At 48.9% G+C, this 21539-nt stretch carries 24 protein-coding genes and 1 other RNA gene; 9 read left to right on the top strand and 16 right to left on the bottom strand.

The window, feature by feature from the left end; genetic code table 11:
* Positions 1 to 11: 11 nt before the first annotated feature.
* The 16 genes from ybgF to V7723_RS11145 form a co-directional block, all read right to left on the bottom strand.
* Positions 12 to 1091: a tol-pal system protein YbgF gene (ybgF, locus tag V7723_RS11220; RefSeq protein ID WP_335684559.1), complete on the bottom strand. Its 1080-nt coding sequence runs from the start codon at positions 1089 to 1091 to the stop codon at positions 12 to 14.
* A 205-nt stretch (positions 1092 to 1296) separates the two neighbouring features.
* Complete coding sequence (gene pal, locus V7723_RS11215) at positions 1297 to 1833, bottom strand: peptidoglycan-associated lipoprotein Pal (protein WP_335684558.1); 537 nt, start codon at positions 1831 to 1833, stop codon at positions 1297 to 1299.
* Positions 1834 to 2007: 174 nt separating this feature from the next.
* The gene (gene tolB / locus V7723_RS11210; RefSeq protein ID WP_335684557.1) at positions 2008 to 3348 is read right to left on the bottom strand and encodes a Tol-Pal system beta propeller repeat protein TolB; all 1341 of its coding nucleotides are present in this window, start codon (positions 3346 to 3348) and stop codon (positions 2008 to 2010) included.
* Between the two features lie 11 nt (positions 3349 to 3359).
* Positions 3360 to 4259, bottom strand: coding sequence for a cell envelope integrity protein TolA (locus V7723_RS11205; RefSeq protein ID WP_335684556.1), 900 nt, complete (start codon positions 4257 to 4259; stop codon positions 3360 to 3362).
* A gap of 15 nt (positions 4260 to 4274) precedes the next feature.
* Entirely contained in the window at positions 4275 to 4745 is a 471-nt protein-coding gene (gene tolR / locus V7723_RS11200; protein ID WP_335684555.1) for a protein TolR, read from the bottom strand.
* Positions 4746 to 4747: 2 nt separating this feature from the next.
* Entirely contained in the window at positions 4748 to 5470 is a 723-nt protein-coding gene (gene tolQ / locus V7723_RS11195; protein ID WP_335684554.1) for a protein TolQ, read from the bottom strand.
* Positions 5471 to 5959, bottom strand: a complete 489-nt coding sequence (gene ybgC / locus V7723_RS11190; RefSeq protein ID WP_335684553.1) for a tol-pal system-associated acyl-CoA thioesterase — start codon at positions 5957 to 5959, stop codon at positions 5471 to 5473.
* Entirely contained in the window at positions 5952 to 6998 is a 1047-nt protein-coding gene (ruvB, locus tag V7723_RS11185; protein WP_335684552.1) for a Holliday junction branch migration DNA helicase RuvB, read from the bottom strand. Before ruvB ends, ybgC begins: the two co-directional genes overlap by 8 nt.
* A complete protein-coding gene (ruvA, locus tag V7723_RS11180) occupies positions 6995 to 7621 on the bottom strand; it encodes a Holliday junction branch migration protein RuvA (RefSeq protein ID WP_335684551.1) in 627 nt (208 codons plus the stop codon). Before ruvA ends, ruvB begins: the two co-directional genes overlap by 4 nt.
* A complete protein-coding gene (gene ruvC / locus V7723_RS11175) occupies positions 7618 to 8133 on the bottom strand; it encodes a crossover junction endodeoxyribonuclease RuvC (protein ID WP_335684550.1) in 516 nt (171 codons plus the stop codon). The genes ruvA and ruvC overlap by 4 nt, the downstream gene beginning before the upstream one ends.
* Before the next feature lie 24 nt (positions 8134 to 8157).
* A complete protein-coding gene (locus tag V7723_RS11170) occupies positions 8158 to 8910 on the bottom strand; it encodes a YebC/PmpR family DNA-binding transcriptional regulator (RefSeq protein WP_335684549.1) in 753 nt (250 codons plus the stop codon).
* 95 nt (positions 8911 to 9005) lie between these two features.
* Complete coding sequence (locus V7723_RS11165; RefSeq protein ID WP_335684548.1) at positions 9006 to 9824, bottom strand: TIGR00282 family metallophosphoesterase; 819 nt, start codon at positions 9822 to 9824, stop codon at positions 9006 to 9008.
* A complete protein-coding gene (locus V7723_RS11160) occupies positions 9821 to 10390 on the bottom strand; it encodes a 5-formyltetrahydrofolate cyclo-ligase (RefSeq protein WP_335684547.1) in 570 nt (189 codons plus the stop codon). Before V7723_RS11160 ends, V7723_RS11165 begins: the two co-directional genes overlap by 4 nt.
* Before the next feature lie 39 nt (positions 10391 to 10429).
* Positions 10430 to 10588: non-coding RNA, 6S RNA (ssrS, locus tag V7723_RS11155), on the bottom strand.
* A 13-nt stretch (positions 10589 to 10601) separates the two neighbouring features.
* The gene (locus V7723_RS11150; protein WP_335684546.1) at positions 10602 to 10901 is read right to left on the bottom strand and encodes a cell division protein ZapA; all 300 of its coding nucleotides are present in this window, start codon (positions 10899 to 10901) and stop codon (positions 10602 to 10604) included.
* A 3-nt stretch (positions 10902 to 10904) separates the two neighbouring features.
* Positions 10905 to 11162, bottom strand: a complete 258-nt coding sequence (locus V7723_RS11145) for a DUF4164 family protein (RefSeq protein WP_335684568.1) — start codon at positions 11160 to 11162, stop codon at positions 10905 to 10907.
* 412 nt (positions 11163 to 11574) lie between these two features.
* On the opposite strand from V7723_RS11145, the gene tkt reads away from it, so the two are divergent.
* The 9 genes from tkt to V7723_RS11100 all read left to right on the top strand — a co-directional run bounded on the left by tkt (position 11575) and on the right by V7723_RS11100 (position 21508).
* Positions 11575 to 13578, top strand: coding sequence for a transketolase (gene tkt / locus V7723_RS11140; RefSeq protein ID WP_335684545.1), 2004 nt, complete (start codon positions 11575 to 11577; stop codon positions 13576 to 13578).
* Positions 13579 to 13631: 53 nt separating this feature from the next.
* Positions 13632 to 14639 (top strand): type I glyceraldehyde-3-phosphate dehydrogenase, encoded by a 1008-nt coding sequence (gap, locus tag V7723_RS11135; RefSeq protein WP_335684544.1) that lies wholly within the window; start codon positions 13632 to 13634, stop codon positions 14637 to 14639.
* A gap of 28 nt (positions 14640 to 14667) precedes the next feature.
* A complete protein-coding gene (locus V7723_RS11130; protein ID WP_335684543.1) occupies positions 14668 to 15870 on the top strand; it encodes a phosphoglycerate kinase in 1203 nt (400 codons plus the stop codon).
* 23 nt (positions 15871 to 15893) lie between these two features.
* Positions 15894 to 16904, top strand: coding sequence for a class I fructose-bisphosphate aldolase (locus V7723_RS11125; RefSeq protein WP_335684542.1), 1011 nt, complete (start codon positions 15894 to 15896; stop codon positions 16902 to 16904).
* Between the two features lie 10 nt (positions 16905 to 16914).
* Entirely contained in the window at positions 16915 to 17574 is a 660-nt protein-coding gene (gene thiE, locus V7723_RS11120) for a thiamine phosphate synthase (protein ID WP_335684541.1), read from the top strand.
* A gap of 47 nt (positions 17575 to 17621) precedes the next feature.
* Entirely contained in the window at positions 17622 to 18185 is a 564-nt protein-coding gene (efp, locus tag V7723_RS11115) for an elongation factor P (RefSeq protein ID WP_335684540.1), read from the top strand.
* Between the two features lie 41 nt (positions 18186 to 18226).
* On the top strand, positions 18227 to 19030 hold the full coding sequence (locus V7723_RS11110; protein ID WP_335684539.1) for an inositol monophosphatase family protein: 804 nt from the start codon (positions 18227 to 18229) through the stop codon (positions 19028 to 19030).
* A 220-nt stretch (positions 19031 to 19250) separates the two neighbouring features.
* Positions 19251 to 20309: an OmpA family protein gene (locus V7723_RS11105; RefSeq protein WP_335684538.1), complete on the top strand. Its 1059-nt coding sequence runs from the start codon at positions 19251 to 19253 to the stop codon at positions 20307 to 20309.
* Positions 20310 to 20311: 2 nt separating this feature from the next.
* The gene (locus V7723_RS11100; protein WP_335684537.1) at positions 20312 to 21508 is read left to right on the top strand and encodes a hypothetical protein; all 1197 of its coding nucleotides are present in this window, start codon (positions 20312 to 20314) and stop codon (positions 21506 to 21508) included.
* Positions 21509 to 21539 lie beyond the last annotated feature (31 nt).

Below are 21539 nucleotides of genomic sequence, written 5' to 3'. Positions count from 1 at the left end.
TTATGCGCCTGTTAGCCAGTGCATCCTAACTTCTGTTTCTCTCTATCTATTGAACGGATAAGACGGGCAGGTAGAGTGTTAAATTGCTTGTCAATCTGGGCAAATGTCGCGCAGGCTTCGTCCTTTTGGTCCATGCGTCCCAGTGTCATTGCGAGCTTCAACAAATTATCCGCAGCCTTCGAATTATCAGGATAAGTTTCATATCCTTCAAAGAAAGCAGACGCCGCATTAGGATAATCTCCGCGAACATAAAACGTTTCGCCTAACCAATATTGTGCGTTGCCTGCCAGGTCGTGATCTTTATGCTGCTGCAAAAAATCAGAAAAGGCTGCTTCAGCTTGATCATATTCCCCTGCACGAACAAGTGAAATTGCGTAGTTATACTGTTCAGAAGGACTACCTGCTGGCAGGTTCCCGACTGTAGCCGCAGCGGCCACTCCAGCTGCCGCAGAAGCACCAGCTGTATTGCTTGCTGCTGTGCCGGTTGTCGGCGAAGCTAGCGTACCAAGAACCTTGCTGCCTTCCGGTACAGATCCACCGTCCACAACAACAGTATTGGACGCTGCAGATGCATTACCCGCCTGACCTTGCGGTGGGACAAGAACTGCTGTCCCCGCAGCTCCGACTGTCCCGCCGAGTTGGCGTTCTATCGCCGTCAATCTGAAATCAACATCTTTTACCAGTTTATCAAGACGACTTTTGACCTGATCAATTTTGAACAAGGTTTCTTCCTGTGCTCCTGTTAAGCGCCGCTGTTCATCCTCAATGGCCGAAATACGACCGGTCAACAAAGCAAGCCCGCTCGTATTTACAGTAGTCCCTAGATTCGAAGGGCCGCTCGTCGATGGCGCAGCCTGTGGGCGAGGCGGCGGCGGCGTTCCGTTATAAAGCTGCCGTTGAACATCGTTAAGGTCCAGTTCAAGCCGGTTTATGCGGTCTATAAGAGCCTGGACTTCACTGCTCTGCGCGAAGGACAATGTTGTTGTGGCGAAAAGAATAGAAGCTGCCACAAGACATCTAAAGACGATTTTTCCCGGATTACAATTCCCTAGAATATTAACGCCTGTTCCTGATTGGATATTTTTCGTCACTCGCTCGCCCTCTTCTCAGCCCTCAGGTATAAGATAAGACTTTCCATTGCCGAATACAAACTGGCCATGAATTTTGGCATTTTTATGAATAATAGGTAAATCTGATGGCTGTTGCCAATTGTTGAGCCATCAAATAAGAAACGCCCGCCGTCGTCGCTAACATGTTAGCGCGGCAGCGGGCGTCTATTCGTCTCTTTAATCGCGCTTAGTTTACGACAGATACAGAACGCCGATTTTGCGCCCAAGCAGCGTCGTTATGTCCAAGTGCCACCGGACGTTCCTTACCATAAGAGATGGTAGAAAGTCGGCCTGAAGAAATACCTAGAGTAACAAGGTAATTCACAACTGCAGTTGCCCGGCGTTCACCGAGAGCCAAGTTGTATTCTCTTGTACCCCGTTCGTCTGTATTTCCCTCGATAAGAAGAGTAACAGCAGGATTGGCATTAAGCCACGCTGCTTGACGCTGCAATGTAGATTGCGCTTCGTCGGAAAGGTCGTATTTGTCGAAACCGAAGAACACCCGATCGCCAACATTCAGGACAAGATCTTCCTGGCTGCCTGGCTGAACGCTTGTTGTTTCCGTAACAACAACTGTCGTTGATGAACCTGATGTTCCGCTGGTCTGGGTTGTTGCGCCCCCACCAGCACTATCACCTGTTTCTGTTGGTGCTGTTTCACAAGCTGCAACTAGTACTAAAGCTGTGAAAATACTTAAGGTTTTAAGACCTAGATTGAACCGCATTTACTTAACTCCCATCCTCTGGAAATCATTGAACTTTGGGTATCTTAGATAAAACACGGATACTCTGTGTATCGATGCGAATTATACAAAGATAATCCCCCTGAATTTTGCTCTCGCAAACTTTACTTTTTCGCCCTCACCTGCTCAAGTCGAACAGTCAAGACAATCGCCGGATTAAAACAACGGCGACCATGCCGGATCCGATCCGTCACGCGGTGAGATAACCTCCCGTTCGTTATATCCCGTTAAATCTATAGACCACAAGCTAACTTTATCCCCTGTCCCGTCATTTTTTCCCGGAATTTGCCTGAAAAACATCAAAACACGTCCATTTGGCGCCCAAGTAGGCCCCTCATTGTGGAAACCTTCTGTCAAAATGCGTTCCTGTGAACCATCAGTCCGCATAACGCCTATGGAGAATTGGCCCCCGGTAAATTTGGTGAAAGCAATCAAATCACCACGAGGCGACCAAACAGGTGTGCCATAATTACCACTTCCGAAGCTGATCCGCTTCACATTTGAGCCGTCAGCGTTCATTGTATAGATCTGTTGCCGGCCACCACGGTCCGATTCAAAAACGATTTTTGTTCCATCCGGAGAGAAAGACGGAGCCGTGTCAATCCCTAGATGGTTGGTCAAACGCTTGATTCCCCGGGTCCGCAAATCCATGATATATATTTCGGTATTTCCGTCTTTTGCCATGCTCATGACAACCTGATTTCCAGAAGGCGAAAACCGTGGCGCAAATGTCATACCCGGAAACTCACCCAGGATCTCCTGCTGCCCTGTTTCGATGTTAAAAAGATATACCCTAGGTTTGTTATTGAAATAGGAAAGATAGGTAATTTCTTTCGACGTTGGTGTCGGAGAAAACCGCGGAGTCAAAACCAAGTTTTTACCATCGGTTAGGAATTTGTGGTTTTCACCATCCTGATCCATTATTGCGAGACGCTTGATCCGGCGATCTGCAGGACCTGACTCCGAAACATAAACGATCTGGGTATTGAAATAGCCCTGCTCTCCTGTCAGCCGTTTATAAATAACATCTGCAATTCGGTGGGCTATTTCGCGCCAGCTAGAAGGAGGCCCCGTCAATTGTCCACTATCAATATGTGTGTCTGCAAGAACATCCCAAAGACGGAATTGGACATTAATCTGCCCGTCCCCTAGTGCCCTGACTAATCCGGTGGACAGAGCCTGCGCATCAATTTTTCGCCAATTGGCAAACACTGGAATAACCTGTAGATCCGCGGGCTTTTGTAAGAATGCGCGTTGATCAATGGGCTTAAAAAGGCCTGACCTCTCAAGGTCGGCGCGGATAACGTCGGCAATTTGCTTGCCTATCTTTGAGGCGGTTTCCGTCTGGCTGTAAAGATCTGTTACAGCGATCGGCATGGGCTTAATGTTCCCTTGCGTAATATCGATCACAAGCTCAGCTCTTGGCGCGCTCGAAAAAGCAAGTAGCACAGCCAAGCCGGCCAGAAAAACAGAGGTTTTGCGTAGAGCTCTAATCATCACATTTCCCATTACCTGAACATATCCTTCGGATCGAAATTCATCGTTACTTCACGCCAGCTTTCATATTTTTCCAGCGGCAACTTATAGGGCTGACATTGAATGACAGCACGCGTCGCACTCTCCGCGGCAACCCGATGTACATCGCTTCTAATTGATGCACCATTAGCAATCTTTGGATAGCCAATCAACGTACCATCCTGATTTAAGTTTATATTCAACGTCACAATCAGACCTTCCGCATCCGCGGCTCCAAGCGGTGGATTCCAGCATTTCTGAACCTGCTGCCTCAACGCATCTTTATCGCCCAGCGTCATGGGCAGAGAGGCATCCGATGCTTTCGTGGATGAATTTCGCACTTTTTCAGCTGAATTTGTCTTTTTTGTGTCTGTTTCTTTTGGCTGGCTCGCGGCCTGCTCCTTTTTCTTCTTATCCAAAAGCGCCTTCATCTGCTTCAAATCAAATGTTTTTTTCTTCGGCTTTGCTTCTGGCTTCGGCTCAGGCTTTTTAGGCTCAGCTGGTTTCGGTTTGGGTTTCGGCTTTACTTTTGGCGTTGGAACGGGCTGCACCACTTTTGGCGCGGGTTCGGGCTCTGGTGCCGGCTCTGGTGCCGGCTCAGGTTCTGGGGCCGGCTCGGGCTCGGGTTCCAGTTTTGGCTCAGGTTCTGGGGCCGGTTCAGGTTCAGGCTCAGGTTTTGGTTCGGGCTTTGGCTCCGGTTCTGGCTTGGGATCGGGCTTTGGCTCCGGCGTTGGGTTAGGTAAATTAGTAATATCGGCGATATCAACGATTTCAACTTCAATGATTGCCGATTGCTCGTAAATCTTCGGATCTGTAAACAACGGCAAGCCGGTATACATGATCACAAGAATCACCATATGCAGCACAGCCGATGTTAGCGCAGACACCCTCATTCTAAAAAAGATCCCTTACTGCTTTTTATCTTTTGGTGTGTCAGCTTTGGTATTGGGTTTGCTGGATGACACCATCGCAACCCGCTTAAAGCCAGCGCTTTGTATTTCCCCCATTACCTGCAATACACGCCCATAAGCAACATTTGTGTCGCCCCGCACAAAAATCCGTTGATCTTGCTTTGCACCAGTAACCGCCTGTAATTTAGGAACGAGATTTTCCAACTCAATTACAGTATCTTCCAGAAAAATCTGGCCCTCACTGTCGACGCTGATAACCAGTGGTTCGTCATTTCCCTGGACTGTGGTCGATTTGGTATTTGGTAAATCAAGCGGCACGCCAACTGTCAATAAAGGGGCTGTCACCATAAACACGATAAGCAAGACCAACATGACATCGACAAACGGTGTCACATTAATTTCGGACATCTGCTGATGCCGGCGCCGGCGACCTTTACCAGTAAAAGCCGTATAATGATTGCTATCCATGATTAGTCGCCCTGATCCAGCTGACGTGACAGGATCGCCGAAAATTCGCCGGCAAATCCTTCAAGTCGCGTGATAATTCTCTGTAGATCATTGGAAAATTTGTTATAGGCCACGACCGCAGGAATAGCGGCGACTAATCCTAAAGCTGTCGCGAAAAGAGCTTCTGCGATACCCGGAGCAACAACCGCCAAGCTCGTATCACGGGTCGCGGCAATCGACTGAAAGCTGTTCATGATGCCCCAGACTGTTCCAAACAGTCCAAGAAAGGTCGCTGTGGATCCAACTGTCGCCAAGAAACCCAAATATTTTTCAAGGCGCTCCACTTCGCGATCAATGGTAACCCGCATGACCTGATGGATCCGTGCTTGCAGGCCTGTATGAGCATTTTTGTCGATACCTTTTTCCGTTGAACGCGACCACTCTTTCATGGCGGCGGCGAACAACATAGCCAAAGGGTTGTCCGGGCTTGATCCTACACGACGATATAAGTCGTCCAGATTGCCGCCCGCCCAGAATTCATTTTCAAAATCATCGCAATCCGTGCTTAACCGCCGAAATCTCATAATTTTATCAATAATGATCGCCCAGCTCCAAAAAGAAGCAAGTATTAGAACAATCATCACTATCTGAACGACAATATCGGCCTGTAAAAACAGGCCAACCATAGATAAATCATGGGCTGCGCCCCCCAATTCTTGGGTAACGACAATCGTTTCGTTTTCCATTTAGTCTTCCCTGGCTAAAAAATGCGCAAAATCTTCCGCAGATCCTAATGTTGCATTAAACTTATCATTTATGGCAGAAGAAAGACGCTGAGGCCTTCCGCCTTCTCCCAAACAAGCGACACGGACCTTAGTTGTCACTATAATGTCACGTCCATGACGAATATCTTGCTGCATGTGTAGTGAAGCGCCTCGCAAATCCGTCAGTGTCGTCAAAACTTCCAGTTGGTCGTCCATCCGTGCCGGACGGAGATATTCGATCTCGCACGACCGGACAACGAAATTGGCGCCTTCGTCAACCATCATTTGCTGCTGATTGATACCAAGCCCGCGCAACATGTCGGTTCGCGCCCGTTCCGTAAATTTCAGATAATTGGCATAATAAACGATCCCGCCAGCGTCCGTATCCTCCCAGTAAACCTGAACAGGAAAAGTATGACGAACCACATCGTTCTCTGTGACGAACATCCCCAACATCTCACCTTCAGTCATCTCGACTGTCTTCTTCAATGAGATTTAGCTGGGCACCTATTTCTTTCGGAAAAGCGAGACCAAGATGATCAAAAGCGGCTTTCGTTAATAAGCGGCCACGCGGCGTCCGCTGTAAAAAGCCCTGCTGAATCAAATATGGTTCGATGATATCCTCAATTGCGTCCCGCGGCTCAGACAAGGCAGCAGACATCGTCTCTACGCCAACCGGTCCGCCACCGAAATCACGGGCAATCCGACCAAGATACCGGCGATCCATAGCATCGAGGCCTCGCTTATCGACTTCTAGACGATTGAGGGCTGCGTCGGCTTTGACTGCATCAATCAAATCGGCACCAGCGACTGAAGCGAAATCGCGGACGCGACGTAAAAGTCGTCCAGCCACCCGCGGTGTCCCGCGACTGCGATTGGCGATTTCAATGGCCCCGTCTTCGCTTAAATTAACACCCAATACGCGAGCGCCACGAGCCACAATAAGTTTTAATTCATCCGGTTCGTAAAAATTCATACGCAGCGGAATACCAAATCGTTCGCGCAATGGCGTCGTGATCAAACCGGATCGCGTCGTTGCGCCTACCAATGTAAAGGGCGGCAAATCAATTCGAACAGACCGCGCGGAAGGTCCTTCACCGATTATCAAATCCAGATGAAAATCTTCCATGGCGGGATAGAGAATTTCTTCTACTGCCGGGCTCAACCTGTGTATTTCGTCAATAAACAAAACATCGTTTTCTTCTAGATTGGTGAGTAATGCAGCCAAATCTCCAGCTTTTGTAATTACCGGACCTGCGGTTGCCCGGAAACTAACCCCTAATTCTCGAGCAACAATCTGCGACAAGGTCGTCTTACCCAACCCCGGCGGTCCAAAGAACATGACATGGTCAAGCGCCTCGCCCCGTGATTTCGCAGCTTGTATGAAGACACTCAGATTTTCGCGAACCTGCTTCTGACCGATAAAGTCATCGAGAACCTGCGGCCTGAACTGGCTTTCAATGAGGTCTTGCTCACCTTGATCGGCGCCGACAAGTCGTTCCTCTGTCATGCCGCAAGCTCCTTCAATCCGGCGGTGATCAAGGTTTCAACAGTTGCGTCAGGGCCTAAGGCACGTGCCGCAGCAGCGACTGCTCCAAAAGCATCGGCCCGCCCATAACCCAAATTCACCAATGCCGACACGGCGTCGCCTGCAGCGGCTTGTGGCACGCCTCCGCCTGCCACGGATGGATTTGAAACTTGCGCCGCAAAGGCAACAGGGCCGAGGTCCATCTTCGCCACTTTGTCCTTTAATTCCGTCGCAACACGACTGGCAACTTTTGGACCGACACCGCTGACGCGCGTCAAAGCCGTTTTATCTCCGGCGGCAATAATCTGGGTAAGCTCTTCGCTGCTGTACAGCGAAAGAAAAGCAAGAGCCACTTTGGCACCGACACCCTGAACTGTTTGCAGCAACAAGAACCATGACCGTTCGGCCACATTCTGAAAACCGTACAAGTGAATATGATCTTCACGAACATGTGTTTCAATATGCAAACCGGCCGTTCCACCAATTTCCGGCATCACTCGTAAAGTCCTAGCAGAACAGAAAACCAAATAGCCGACGCCCCCGACATCAATGATAGCCCAATCTTCGCCAATGCTATCAAGCTTACCGGTGAGTTTTGCAATCATGTCGCGCGCCCTGCCATCATAGTCGCTTTCTTTAGACTGCGGTTACTGCCGGCGTAGTGAGCGTGGCAAATGGCAACTGCCAGCGCATCCGCCGCATGCTCGTTGGAAATCTTACAGCCCGGCAACAACATGCCGACCATTGCGTGAATTTGATGTTTGCCAGCATGTCCGGCACCAACAACAGATTTCTTGATCTTGTTTGGCGCATATTCTTCAACAGCTAAACCATGCAAGGAGGGAACGAGTAACGCAATCCCTCTCGCCTGTCCCAATTTCAACGTGGAAACCGGATTTTTATTTACAAAGGTTTCTTCGACGGCCGCTTCAGTTGGCTGCCAGTCAATAATAACTTGATTGATACCGTTGTAAAGTTGCACCAGCCTCTCTGAAAGTCCAAGTGACCCATCGGAAGCGACCGCACCATTGCCCAGATGACGAAGACTATTGCCTTCCACTTCGATGATCCCCCACCCGGTATGGCGAAGTCCTGGATCAAGGCCTAATAAACGCATGCCTGACGATTTTCCTTTCAGAGACTAGTCGCCGAGTTTTTCCATAATATCGGCTGGAATATCGAAATTGGCTGAAACTTTTTGAACGTCGTCATTATCTTCCAGCACATCAACAAGTTTAAAAACGGAGTTTGCTTTTTCTTCCGTTTCAACGGGGATCGTATTCTGCGCCTTCCAGATTATTCCGGCTTCTTGCGGTTCGCCAAATTTCTCTTCCAACGCATCCCGTACATCATTGAAATCTTCTATTGCGCAGGTGATTTCGTGAATTTGCTCATCGCTTTCAACATTTTCCGCACCAGCCTCAAGCGCCACTTCAAAAATTTCATCACCATCAATTTCTGTTGCATCGAAAACAACTTGTCCAACATGGTCAAACATAAAGGAAACGGATCCCGTTTCACCAAGGGCCCCACCAGATTTCGCGAAAGCCGAACGTACTTCAGCTGCGGTACGGTTTTTGTTGTCTGTCAACGTTTCCACGATGACCGCAATGCCTCCAGGGCCATAACCCTCATAGCGAATTTCTTCATAAACTTCGCCATCCCCTTCACCAGAGGCCCGTTTGATGGCTCGATCTATATTGTCTTTAGGCATGTTATCACTGCGAGCAGCACCAATAGCAGTACGCAACCGCGGGTTCATACTCGGATCGGGGAGACCGGATTTCGCTGCAACCGTCAATTCGCGAATATGTTTTGCAAATATCTTCGCTCGCTTTTTATCCTGCGCACCTTTGCGATGCATAATATTCTTAAATTGTGAATGTCCCGCCATATTCCGTCTCTTATTTGTAATACATATATAATGTTAGTGCCGTTTGTAGCCGATCCATCCACGAGAGGCACGTGGTTTTTAACGAAGTTTGCTAACTAGTTTAAATCTGGCCAGATTTCAATTAATCGACCACCAACCCGGATTGGTGAAATCATGCCAGCAAGGCCCGTTTTATCATCTGTTTCAACAAAAACGCCGCAAGCTGTGCCAGGTCCCAGCGCAGGTGTAAATCTTCCGCCTGGTATTTTTCTTGTAAAGCGACGCAACGGCTCTTCTTTATCCATACCGATCACCGAATTATAGTCCCCACACATGCCAGCATCTGTCTGATAAGCTGTACCGCCCGGAAAAATCTGGGCATCTGCGGTCGGCACATGTGTATGACTGCCCACCACCAGAGAGGCACGGCCATCGCAGAAATGTCCCATAGACATTTTCTCGGAGGTGATTTCACCATGGATATCAACTAGAATGGCGTCAAATTTCTTGCCCAACGGGTTAGCCTTCAGAATTTTATCTACGGCTGCAAATGGATCATCCAATGGATCCATGAATAGTCGCGCCATGACTTGAATAACGAGAATTGTTTTACCACTTCGCGTTTTAAAACCGCTAAATCCCCGACCCGGAGTCCCTGCCGGATAGTTTATTGGACGGAGAATTCGCGCATCTTTTTCCAGATATGGCATGATTTCCTTTTGATCAAAACTGTGATTACCAAGGACAATGCAGTCCGTACCAGCCGCATAAAATTCTTCCGAAATTTTTTCGGTTATTCCAAAACCCGCCGCTGCGTTTTCGCCATTAACGACGACGAAATCAAGATTGAGCCTCTTTCGGATGTCAGGTAATTTTTCGATTAAAACTTCTCGGCCAGAGCGACCGACGACATCGCCGAAATATGCAAATTTCACTTAAATATCCTAACGTCTTTTTCTGTTACCATAGCATCAAGTTGTTGGTCATATCGATCCGTCACCACTGTCACAACCTCTTGACCGGCATATCCATATCCTATGGCTTCGCAGCTGCGATTTCTCCGCAATTTCTCGAGTGTTCTATCGTAAAAACCACCACCGTATCCAAGTCTATAGCCTGCTGCGTCAAAGGCAAGCAATGGCGTAATGACAATGTTGGGTGTGACCCCGTCAGCGGTTTCAGGCGGAACAGGAACTTTAAACGGACCTGGCTGCAAAATCATTTCCGGGCGCCAAAGACGAAAAGATAAAGGATGGTCTTTTTTTTCAATGACCGGCAATGCGCAAATCACACCTATATCATGGAGTTTGGTCAAGAGTGGCCGGGTATCTAATTCAGAGCCGATGGGCCAATACAGGGAAACGATTTTATCATTTGAGACGGGAAAAGCCGCAATAAATTTAGCAGCCGCCATATTCCCAGCATCATCCGCCGACAGGCTATCCCGTATTTTTTGCGCATCCCGACGCTGGGCCTGTTTTTGCGAGGCTAGCAATGTCACTTCGTATGATTTCTATCAAATGGAGTACAAAATAATAAAAGCTGCACCAACATAGCCGTCGATGCGTGGAAATCACTGTGGCCTGACAAGTCAGGTGGGCGCCGATATGTTAGGACCAGGGTCCAATCAGGGAACAGCTCCCAGGATTTCGTTATTGGCCCCAGGAAATCATTCATCAAACGCACAAGCCAGTGCAGCTCTACGATCCTACTTAAGCGCTTTCCAAGCGATCCGCAATAGCTTCAATTTTTTCTGCAAGAATATCTGTATTTGTGCTGCCCGTTTCCTCGCGCAATTTTTCAACCGTCTCATAGGCTTGGGACAGGTCATCGGCAATAAGTAAAGAAGCCATCAATAATAATTGCCCTTCACTTGCATTAGAAATTGACTCCGATAGGTCCTGAACCTTTTTGTCCACAAATTCCGCAAGATATTCCAAATGCTCTTCTTCGCCGTCACCGCACACGATGGGATAAGCCCTGCCATTTACCTTAACTGTCAAAGATGCCATGGTTTATTGCTCCAAAATTTCGGTCAGCTCATTGATTGAATTATCGAGGCGTCCGGAAATAGTGTCTGCGGTGCGCTCCAGAGTTTCATATTTTTCAGTCATCGCTTTGAGCTCTTCTCTCAAAGCATCATTCTCGGCCTGCAAACCAGCAGTCGCTTGGTCGGCTCCCATATCAAAGCTACCTTGATTGCGATCATCTACAGCGGCCACAGCCGCTTTCTCCAATCGCGATAAAGCAGCATCTAATCTTGATTCGCTAATCTGCTTGCCCCCTACCCTGTTTTTTCATATTGGTTAGCATCACTTACGTGATAACCCTCATATTCCACAATACGATTTTGCCATAAGGCCCGTCAACATAATTGGTTGTGTCATTTTTATAAGGATTCCGAGCGTCCTCGGCAACTAAGCAGTTGACGAAAAGAAGATTGGGCGGCATCTTCCGCACGATTCCAAAAGTGCCATCTGGAGGCTGGTTTGTTCTGTCATTTTAAAAGTGTTTGTTTTTCGCTTGGTAAAATGACCGAATATACCCAATTTACGGATGTAAACTGTAACTATACCCTCAATGGGCACCAGCATTGTACGCAACCAATTTACCCCTTTAATTTAGGCGGCAAATTCACGTTGAAGGAACATATGTAGTGGCTGGTGGAACAAAGATGAGCCAACTATGAACAACTCCGGGCTTACGCCGTCTGCGAATTCGTCAAAACATAACGACATGGCTAATGCCATTCGTGCCCTTTCCATGGAAGCTGTACAAAAAGCAAATTCCGGACATCCCGGCATGCCCATGGGAATGGCTGATGTAGCAACCGTCCTTTATTCAAAATTTTTGAAATTTGACCCTGCTAAACCCAATTGGCCGGATCGCGATCGATTTGTCCTCTCCGCAGGGCATGGCTCAAGCCTGCTTTACTCGCTCCTTCATTTGACAGGGTACAAGGACCTCACACTCGATGAGATCCGTAATTTTCGGCAATTAGGATCAAAAACGGCTGGTCATCCGGAATATGGACATGCGGATGGCATTGAAACCACAACAGGGCCATTGGGCCAGGGCTTGGCAACAGCGGTAGGCATGGCACTTGCGGAACGCATGTTGGCAGACCGCTTTGATGCCCTTGTTGATCATTACACTTACGTCATTGCAGGAGACGGTTGCCTAATGGAAGGCATCAGCCATGAAGCGATTTCGTTTGCCGGCCACTTAGGTCTCAGCAAACTTGTGCTTCTTTGGGATGATAATTCCATCAGCATTGATGGTTCGACTGACCTCGCTGTGTCAGACGACCAGGGTAAACGCTTTGAAGCCGCTGGTTGGGATGTGCAAGCTGTCGACGGCCACGATGCAGAACAAATCGAAAAAGCAATCGAAGCCGCACGCAAGACCAACAAGCCATCCATGATTGCCTGCCGGACCATAATCGGTTATGGCGCCCCTAACAAACAAGGCACCGCTTCAGCCCACGGTGCGCCGCTCGGCAATGAGGAAATTGAGCTCACGCGCACGCAGTTGAAGTGGCCTCACGCAGCTTTTGATATTCCGGTGAAAATACTGGATTGCTGGAGGACAGTTGGTACGAAAGGTGCGCGCCTGTCGGCTGCTTGGGAAGAAAGCCTTAATGCGCAAAGCGAAGAAGTGCGACAGGCATTTGCAACCGGTCAGTCCGGCGAATTGCCTGCCGATTTCCACGAGACAATTGCGACGTATAAGCAAACGCTGAGCGATACGGCCCCCGGTTGGGCATCGCGAAAAGCCAGTCAAGAAGCGCTGAATGTTATTAATGAACATATCGTTCAAACGGTCGGTGGGTCGGCGGATTTAACTGGATCCAATCTGACGAAGACCTCGCATATGTTGCCGGTAACACCGGACGATTTCTCCGGTCGCTATATCTATTACGGTGTGCGGGAGTTCGGGATGGCAGCCTTCATGAACGGTATTGCCCTGCACGGCGGATTTATTCCTTACGGCGGCACGTTCATGGTGTTTACGGATTACGCACGTCCCGCCATTCGCCTTTCGGCGCTGATGGGTCTTCGCGTCATCTATGTTATGACACATGATTCGATTGGATTGGGAGAAGATGGCCCAACCCATCAACCCATAGAACATATGGCTTCTTTGCGCGCCATTCCTAATCTTAACGTTTTCCGTCCAGCCGACGCTGTGGAAACAGCGGAATGCTGGCAGCTGTCACTGGAAGCGAAATCTACGCCTTCTATTTTGTCGCTCAGCCGGCAGGGCCTGCCGCTTCTGCGCCTCACTCATACGGATGAAAATCTATCTGCAAAAGGCGGCTACGAGCTCTCACCGGCAAATATCGACGCGAAAGTGACACTCATTGCGACAGGCTCTGAAGTCACAATTGCCATGGAAGCACGGAAAAAACTTGAATCCGAAGGCATTGGAACACGCGTTGTATCAATGCCATGTTGGGAACTTTTCGACGCCCAAGATATGTCATATAAAACGGAAACTCTCGGACCTGGAACCGTCAAGATCGCGGTCGAGGCAGCCTGCTCCATGGGATGGCAAAAATATACGGGCCTTGATGGTGGTTTCATCGGCATTGATAGTTTTGGTGCAAGTGCGCCGGCAGAAGATTTGTACAAACATTTCGGTATTACTGCAGAGGCGATCGTCGCTGCTGCGAAAGAAAGACTTTAAATCAGTGATGGGCGGTCACGGGACTGCCTGTTGATATAAGGAGTAAGAATAAGATGACTGTTCGTGTAGCAATCAATGGTTTTGGACGTATTGGACGGAACATTCTTCGGGCGATCTATGAAAGTGGACGCACCGATATCGATGTCGTTGGTATTAATGATCTCGGCTCAGTAGAAGCTAATGCCCATCTTCTTCGCTATGATAGTGTTCACGGCCGGTTTCCGGGGACTGTTACTGTTTCCGGCGATAGTATTGATCTGGGTCGCGGCCCAATCAAGGTAAGTGCAGAACGCAATCCAGCAGATTTGCCCTGGGGTGAGCTCGGCGTGGATATCGCGTTTGAATGCACCGGAATTTTCACGCAACGTGACAAAGCAGCGGCTCATCTTGCTGCTGGCGCGAAAAAAGTCCTTATATCCGCTCCTGGCGCAGACGCAGATCTGACAGTGGTATTTGGTGTCAATCATGACCAGTTGAAAGCTGAGCATACAGTTGTTTCAAATGCTTCGTGCACAACAAATTGCCTGGCCCCCGTTGCACAGGTTCTAAACGATTCCGTTGGTCTGGTTCACGGTTTTATGACGACTGTTCACGCCTTCACCGGCGACCAGCCTGTCCTTGATACCCTGCATTCCGACATGCGCCGTGCTCGCGCAGCCGGTATGTCAATAATTCCAACATCTACTGGCGCCGCAAAAGCCGTTGGTTTGGTTCTTCCTGAACTGGCTGGAAAACTTGATGGTACCTCTGTTCGGGTTCCGACGCCCAACGTATCGATGATCGATTTAACCTTCGTAGCGGGTCGTGCAACTTCTGTTGAAGAAGTCAATGCCGCCATTGTTGAAGCTGCAAATGGTCGTCTCAAAGGCGTTTTGGATGCCAATAGTGAACCTTTGGTTTCCATGGACTTCAATCATCATCCCGCAAGCTCATCTTTTGATCTCACACAAACGCAAGTCATCGATGGAACTTTCGTTCGAGTCCTTAGCTGGTATGACAATGAATGGGGCTTCTCCAACCGCATGGGCGATACAGCAATTGCCATGTCAAACGCTAACTAGATACAGTTAGAAAACGGAGTTAGATAGAATGGTCGGTTTCAAGACATTCGATGATCTGGACGCGAACGGTAAAACTGTTCTTGTTCGTGTAGATCTGAATGTTCCTATGGCGGACGGAAAAATTTCCGATTTTACTCGCATCGAAAGAATTGTACCGACCCTTCAGGAATTAAGAACCAAAGGCGCCAAAATTGTATTATTAAGCCATTTTGGTCGCCCTAAAGGTCAGCCTGTACCGGAAATGTCGCTTCGACCTATTGCCGCCAGCCTTGCACAATATCTCTCATGTCCCGTTGAATTCGTCCATGATTGCGTTGGGGCCGACGCAGAAAAGAAAGTCCAAGATTTTCCGGATGGAAGCGTCATACTGCTTGAAAATGTGCGGTATTACGCGGGTGAAGAAGCAAATGATGTTGCGTTCGCTGAGGAGCTGGCAAAAGTTGGTGAGATCTATGTGAATGACGCTTTTTCCTGCTCCCATCGTGCCCATGCCTCGACGGAGGCCATTGCACATATCATGCCGGCCTACGCCGGCCGGAACCTTGAGGCGGAGTTAACTGCGCTTTCTTCAGCGCTCGAAAATCCATTGCGGCCGGTCATGGCAATTGTCGGTGGCGCAAAAATTTCAACGAAACTCGATCTGCTCTTTAACTTAATTGAAAAAGTCGATTGTCTGGTCATCGGCGGTGGTATGGCCAATACCTTCCTCAATGCCAAAGGAATTAATGTAGGAGCTTCCCTTTGCGAGCACGACTTGGCGAATACCGCCAACGAGATTCTCTCAAAAGCAGAAAAAATTGGTTGTGAAATCCTACTGCCTTCTTTCGCCGTACTCGCCAAGGAATTTAGAGCGGGTGCTGCGAACAGAACAGCGTCCGTTGAGGATGTTAAGTCAGATGAAATGATACTGGATGTCGCACCGGAAAGTGTCGCATTGTTGGAAGAACGCCTAAAGACCATAAAAACGTTAATCTGGAATGGTCCGCTGGGCGCTTTCGAAATTGACCCTTTTGGAGATGGGACGGTGGCCGTTGCTAAAGCTGCAGAAGCATTAACTCGAAATGGAACACTTATCTCTGTTGCCGGCGGTGGCGATACCGTATCAGCTTTGGCAAAAGCCGGAGTAACTGGCGGATTTACGTATATATCGACGGCGGGCGGCGCCTTCCTCGAATGGATGGAAGGCAAAGATTTGCCGGGTGTCCTCGCGCTTAATAGCGACGCAACTTAAACAAACTGAAAAAGGAAAAGATCATGAGTGATCTTGATATGGAAGATGTTGCCTTGGCATTGGTTGCCCCGAGCAAAGGTATCCTTGCGGCCGATGAAAGCACAGGCACCATCACAAAACGGCTTGATGGCATTGGCACGACAAGCACCGAAGATAATCGACGCGATTACCGTGAATTGCTTTTCACGGCGAACGGAGCGTCAGACCTTATCAGTGGCGTCATTTTGTATGATGAAACGCTGCGTCAATCTTCCAACGCAGGAACGCCGTTTCCAGAACTACTGAAATCAAATGATATTATTCCCGGAATTAAAGTAGATATGGGCGCCAAGCCGCTCGCTTTTTCAAATGGTGAATTGGTCACTGAAGGACTGGATGGTCTGCGGGAACGCCTTTCGGAATATTATTCACTCGGCGCTAGATTTGCGAAATGGCGCGCCGTAATCACCATTAAGGATGGCGCGCCAAGTCAGTATTGCATAGACACGAATGCACATGCTCTTGCCCGCTACGCTGCGCTGTGCCAGGAAGCAAATATTGTTCCAATCGTAGAGCCTGAAGTTCTGATGGATGGCGATCATACTATTGACGAATGCTATGCCGTAACTGAAACAACTTTGAAATCCGTTTTCGATGAGCTGTACAAGCAGCGCGTTGTATTGGAACAAATGCTGCTTAAACCAAATATGGTGATTTCAGGTATTGACTGCCCGGAGCAAGCGGCCGCTGAAGAAATTTCAGACAAAACTCTATATTGTTTTGCACAAACGGTTCCCTCCGCAGTTCCCGGAATTGTTTTTCTATCTGGCGGACAGACTGAGCAACGGGCAACGGAAAATCTGAATTTCATGAACCAGCAAGGTAAACAACCTTGGGAAATCAGTTATTCTTATGGCCGTGCTTTGCAAAGTTCAGCGTTGGCAGCGTGGCAAGGAAAGTCAGAAAATGTTAGCGCAGCACAAACCGCTTTTCTGCATCGGGCAAAGCTAACGAGCGCCGCCCGTGACGGCGAATATAACGTTGGAATGGAATAGGTCGACGTAAATGCAAGACCAAAATTTACTCGACAGAATACCCACTCGGCTTTATTTAATCTCTCCAGCAGAGATAGATCTGGACAGTTTCGAAGTCGCTTTTAAAGAGGCTTTACAAGGTGGCGATGTAGCCTGTTTTCAGCTTCGGCTGAAAGATCGTCCTCGAGAAGAAATCTCTGCCGCTGCGAAGCGTTTGATGCCCATCGCCCAAGCTGCCAATGTCGCATTCTTACTGAATGATGATCCGGAACTCGCTCACGAGTTAAATGCCGACGGGGTTCATATTGGGCAAGACGACATGCCGATTAAGGACGCACGGGCAATCGTTGGTACGGACGCTATTATCGGCGTCACATGTAAAAATTCCAAACATTTGGCAATGCAGGCAGCCGAAAATGGCGCTGACTATGTGGCCTTCGGGGCTTTCTTCCCCTCGACGACTAAAGATGAGACGACCCGCGCTGATGTTGACATTCTCAGTTGGTGCTCCGACCTTATCGAAACGCCTTGCGTTGCCATCGGCGGCATTACTGTAGAAAATGCACCGGCGCTGATTGAAAGTGGTGCGGACTTTCTTTCCGTGTCAGCTGGCGTTTGGAACTACAAGACGGGCCCGAAACAGGCGGTGAGTGATTTCAATCGTATGATTGATAAGGTAATAGCAACCTGATAGGGTCCCGGCCATAAAAATTAACGTCGAGCAAATAGAGTTCAGTCATGAAAATAAATGGAAACGCAGTTCGCCCCGGAAACGTGGTTGAACATAAAGGTGGCCTTTGGGTCGCTGTTAAAATTCAACATACACAGCCTGGAAAAGGCGGAGCCTATCTTCAGGTAGAGCTTAAAAATCTACGCGATGGGACGAAACTAAATGAACGGTTTCGGGCCTCCGAGTCTGTTGAAAAGGTACGGCTTGAACAGAAGCCGCATCAATATCTGTTTGCTGATGGCGATATGCTGACGTTCATGGACACGAACACCTATGATCAGGTTTCTATTGCAAGCGATATGATTGGTGAGCGAGCCGTTTATCTTCAGGATGGTATGGCAGTAGAAATCGAATTTCATGAAGACAGTCCCCTCACCGTAATTCTGCCGGAATACGTCACTTTGGAAATCACTGAAACCGAACCAACCGTGAAAGGCCAGACGGCGGCTTCTTCTTATAAGCCCGCTATTATGGAAAATGGTGTCCGGATCATGGTTCCGCCGTTCTGCGGAACTGGCGAAAAAGTCATCGTGAATACAGAAACATCGGAATATCTTAAACGCACGGAATAATCGGGCCGTCCTTTTCCCGGAATTTAATCAGGTAAAATACTATGGCGAAAAAATCCGCCCTTATCAACGCAATGGAATTATCCGCGCGCAAAGCCGCTCGGAAACTTAATCGCGACTTTAACGAAGTTGAGCATTTACAGGTATCGCGAAAAGGACCCGCCGATTTTGTAAGCCAGGCGGACCTGACCGCGGAAGCAACGCTGCGTGAGGAACTAAGTCGGTTACGGCCAGAATTCGGATTTATCCTTGAAGAAGGCGGCGTCGTTCCGTCCAAAGATGGTATCCATAATTGGGTTATTGACCCGTTAGATGGTACCACCAATTTCTTACATGGCTTACCGCATTTTGCCATTTCCATCGGGGTCAAGGCCGGTAAAGAAGTTATAGCAGGTATTGTGCTTGATCCGATCCGCGATGAACTTTTCTGGGCAGAAAAAGGCGTTGGTGCTTATATGAACAGCCGCCGCCTTCGAGTTTCAAACCGGAAAAACATGGCTGATTGTATTCTGGCGACAGGAATTCCGTTTGCCGGAATTGCCGATCACGACAAATTCCTTAAAGAGGCCGAAGCGGTTATGGAAGTTTCTGCAGGCATTCGCCGATTTGGCGTCGCCTCTCTCGACCTTGCTTATGTTGCCGCCGGTCGCTTTGACGGCTTCTGGGAACGCAATTTGAAAGAATGGGATATGGCTGCCGGTATTGTTATCGCCCGAGAAGCTGGCGCGATGGTCAGTCAGCTAGATGGCGGAGATAAAATGCTTGAAAAAGGCGATATATTAGCCACGGCTGGCGGTATCAATAAATCCATGCTCGATATTTTCCGAAAGATCCGTCTGGGTCGCTAAATAACTGGAAACAAACTCTTCCTCGTATACCTCACGCTTCTAATGCGTCAAATTTGACTCAAAACTAAGGGATTGTGAGGGAGCCCTTGCTAAGTTATTGTACATCGCGAATGTTCATCATGCCGCAAAGTTGCCATTTTCAGTTGGCAAGTTTCATGACGAACGCGGTATCGATGCTACGGATTCAGATATCCAGCATCAAACAAGAGGGAGGTAAGTAATGGTTTTGACAAATAAAGCAGTAAATGCGCGCCTCCTCCTTGGTGCTTGTGCCCTGACAGTATCTCTGGCCAGTGTAAGCCATACAACTGCCTTTGCCGCGCAGCCAATTGTCATATCAGGTACAGATAACTCGGGCGTTAGCGTCAATTTGCCGACGCCGAGGTCCGATACGAAATATACGGCACCACAGCGAATAATTGATGGCAGCGATGTCATTATACTGATTCCGCCAAGTTTGCAGAAAAAGGTGCCTGCGGCGAAGATTGTCACTCCGCGGATGAAGCCGGAGATTTCCTTGCCGGAAACTGCGGCTGTCGACGCCGCGCCAACACCTGTTGAAATAACAACGACACCTGTGCCACCAATTAATCCGGCAAAACTTCCACCCAAAGAAACAGCAGAGCTTGCATCAAGCCCCGAAGCCCCCGAAAAATTTGAAACTGTTCCGGAGAAAACCGCTCTGGCTGCGACCACACCTTTGCCGACGGCAGCAGAAGCCGCTACTGTAAAGCAGGATGTGGCTTCCGATGCAGAGACAAAAATGGCAACCGTCGACGCGATCAGCAAGCCAGAAGAAATTGCCCCTTTGCCGCCGCAAGCAGAAGTAGTTGAAAAGCAATCCGAACCGAACGAAACCGCTCCGACATCTCAACAAGCTGACGTTAAAGAAGAGCAACCGGAAGAAAAAGAAATCGTTGTTGCCGCTTTAACGCCAGAAAAGAAGCCCGGTGCGTTGCCTATGAAACGGGCGACCGGCGACATGACACGCATTCTGTTTCCGGCGGGCGAAGCAGCGCTTCCGGGATCTGCAGAAACTGAAATCCAAGCCATTGCCGACCAACTTCAGACCGAGGGGCAAAATGTCCAACTGATCGCCTACGCGACTGGAGACAGCAATAGTGCGGCCCGCCGCCTATCTTTGGGTCGGGCGCTTTCCGTCCGATCGAAACTGATAGACTTGGGTGTAAAGAATAATAAGATCGAAGTACGGGCTCTTGGCCAGCCAACCGGTGATGGTCCTGTAGATCGTGTTGACCTAGTAATGATTGCGCGGTGACAATGACAAGCCTATCCGGATTAGAAGCACCCAGCCTTATCGGGGCCCCCAATATCAAGAAGCCCCGGAGATACTATATCCGGATGGCCATATTTTTGGTAATTGTGGCTGCCATTGCCGCCTTTTTATACCAACCGATACAAACAGCCTTTTTAGCAAACCCGGCATTGAACGGATTGATACTCTTGGTATTGCTATTTGGTATTGGCTTCATTCTGCGCCAAGTATTCATACTTTCGGGCGAAGTTAATTGGATACAGGGGTTGCGACGGCTCGACGCCGGCGCGCCTCCCTTACGCGGCCCCAAACTTCTCGCTCCGCTCGCCACGATTATTGGGGATTCTAAAGGTCCCGTGCGGCTTACGGCCATTACCATGAACACGATCCTCGACAGCATTGGAACGCGACTAGACGAAGGCCGTGATATTTCGCGTTACATGATCAATGTCCTTGTTTTTCTAGGCCTGCTCGGTACGTTTTGGGGTTTGCTTGAAACAGTCGATTCCGTTGGTGCCGCTATTTCAACACTCAATGTTGGCGGCGGCGATTTTTCCAAAGTTTTCGATGAGCTCAAAGTTGGATTGGAAAAGCCACTGGCTGGCATGGCGATCGCGTTTTCATCTTCCTTGTTTGGTTTGTCCGGATCTTTGGTCCTTGGATTTCTGGATATGCAGGCTGGTCAGGCCCAAAACAGGTTTTACACGGATCTGGAAGAATGGCTGACGTCCATCACCCGGTTCTCCGCCTCAACTCCCGGCGTTGTTGCTGAAGGGGAGCAAAGCGTCCCAGCTTATGTTCAGGCGTTGCTGGAGCAGACGGCTGAAAGCCTGAATAACTTGCAACGCACACTTGTCCGAAATGAGGACAAACGTGGTTCTGCCGAGAACTCCTTTATTGGGCTCAGCGAACGTCTTGCGGCACTGACCGACCAGATGCGGACTGAGCAGGATTTACTGATCAAGTTGGCTGAAGGCCAAACGGACCTGAAGCCCGTCCTTGAACGACTTGCCAAATCTGGAGAACAGGCCGGATTGGATCAGGCCAGCCGAAATCATTTGCGTAACATGGATGTTCATATGGTGCGAATGCTGGAAGAAAGCGCCGATGGACGTGAGTTGATGGTTCAGGAAATTCGCAGTGATATCAAGCTTTTAACCCGAACAATTGCCGCGATCGCAGAAGAAAGCCGTCGTGGATAATATTGTGCAAGCAGCGGATGACGGAGTGAGT

The sequence above is a fragment of the Sneathiella sp. genome, from assembly GCF_036960985.1.
In the GTDB taxonomy this organism is placed as follows: Bacteria; Pseudomonadota; Alphaproteobacteria; order Sneathiellales; family Sneathiellaceae; genus Sneathiella.
This window is presented reverse-complemented; position numbering and strand designations above follow the sequence as displayed.

Coding starts and splice junctions, on each gene's coding strand:
- pal (WP_335684558.1), bottom strand. CDS start 1,833: ATGCGGTTCAATCTAGGTCTTAAAACCTTAAGTATTTTCACAGCTTTA.
- tolB (WP_335684557.1), bottom strand. CDS start 3,348: ATGATTAGAGCTCTACGCAAAACCTCTGTTTTTCTGGCCGGCTTGGCT.
- V7723_RS11205 (WP_335684556.1), bottom strand. CDS start 4,259: ATGAGGGTGTCTGCGCTAACATCGGCTGTGCTGCATATGGTGATTCTT.
- tolR (WP_335684555.1), bottom strand. CDS start 4,745: ATGGATAGCAATCATTATACGGCTTTTACTGGTAAAGGTCGCCGGCGC.
- tolQ (WP_335684554.1), bottom strand. CDS start 5,470: ATGGAAAACGAAACGATTGTCGTTACCCAAGAATTGGGGGGCGCAGCC.
- ybgC (WP_335684553.1), bottom strand. CDS start 5,959: ATGACTGAAGGTGAGATGTTGGGGATGTTCGTCACAGAGAACGATGTG.
- ruvB (WP_335684552.1), bottom strand. CDS start 6,998: ATGACAGAGGAACGACTTGTCGGCGCCGATCAAGGTGAGCAAGACCTC.
- ruvA (WP_335684551.1), bottom strand. CDS start 7,621: ATGATTGCAAAACTCACCGGTAAGCTTGATAGCATTGGCGAAGATTGG.
- ruvC (WP_335684550.1), bottom strand. CDS start 8,133: ATGCGTTTATTAGGCCTTGATCCAGGACTTCGCCATACCGGGTGGGGG.
- V7723_RS11170 (WP_335684549.1), bottom strand. CDS start 8,910: ATGGCGGGACATTCACAATTTAAGAATATTATGCATCGCAAAGGTGCG.
- V7723_RS11150 (WP_335684546.1), bottom strand. CDS start 10,901: ATGGCATCTTTGACAGTTAAGGTAAATGGCAGGGCTTATCCCATCGTG.
- tkt (WP_335684545.1), top strand. CDS start 11,575: ATGAACAACTCCGGGCTTACGCCGTCTGCGAATTCGTCAAAACATAAC.
- gap (WP_335684544.1), top strand. CDS start 13,632: ATGACTGTTCGTGTAGCAATCAATGGTTTTGGACGTATTGGACGGAAC.
- V7723_RS11130 (WP_335684543.1), top strand. CDS start 14,668: ATGGTCGGTTTCAAGACATTCGATGATCTGGACGCGAACGGTAAAACT.
- V7723_RS11125 (WP_335684542.1), top strand. CDS start 15,894: ATGAGTGATCTTGATATGGAAGATGTTGCCTTGGCATTGGTTGCCCCG.
- thiE (WP_335684541.1), top strand. CDS start 16,915: ATGCAAGACCAAAATTTACTCGACAGAATACCCACTCGGCTTTATTTA.
- efp (WP_335684540.1), top strand. CDS start 17,622: ATGAAAATAAATGGAAACGCAGTTCGCCCCGGAAACGTGGTTGAACAT.
- V7723_RS11110 (WP_335684539.1), top strand. CDS start 18,227: ATGGCGAAAAAATCCGCCCTTATCAACGCAATGGAATTATCCGCGCGC.
- V7723_RS11105 (WP_335684538.1), top strand. CDS start 19,251: ATGGTTTTGACAAATAAAGCAGTAAATGCGCGCCTCCTCCTTGGTGCT.
- V7723_RS11100 (WP_335684537.1), top strand. CDS start 20,312: ATGACAAGCCTATCCGGATTAGAAGCACCCAGCCTTATCGGGGCCCCC.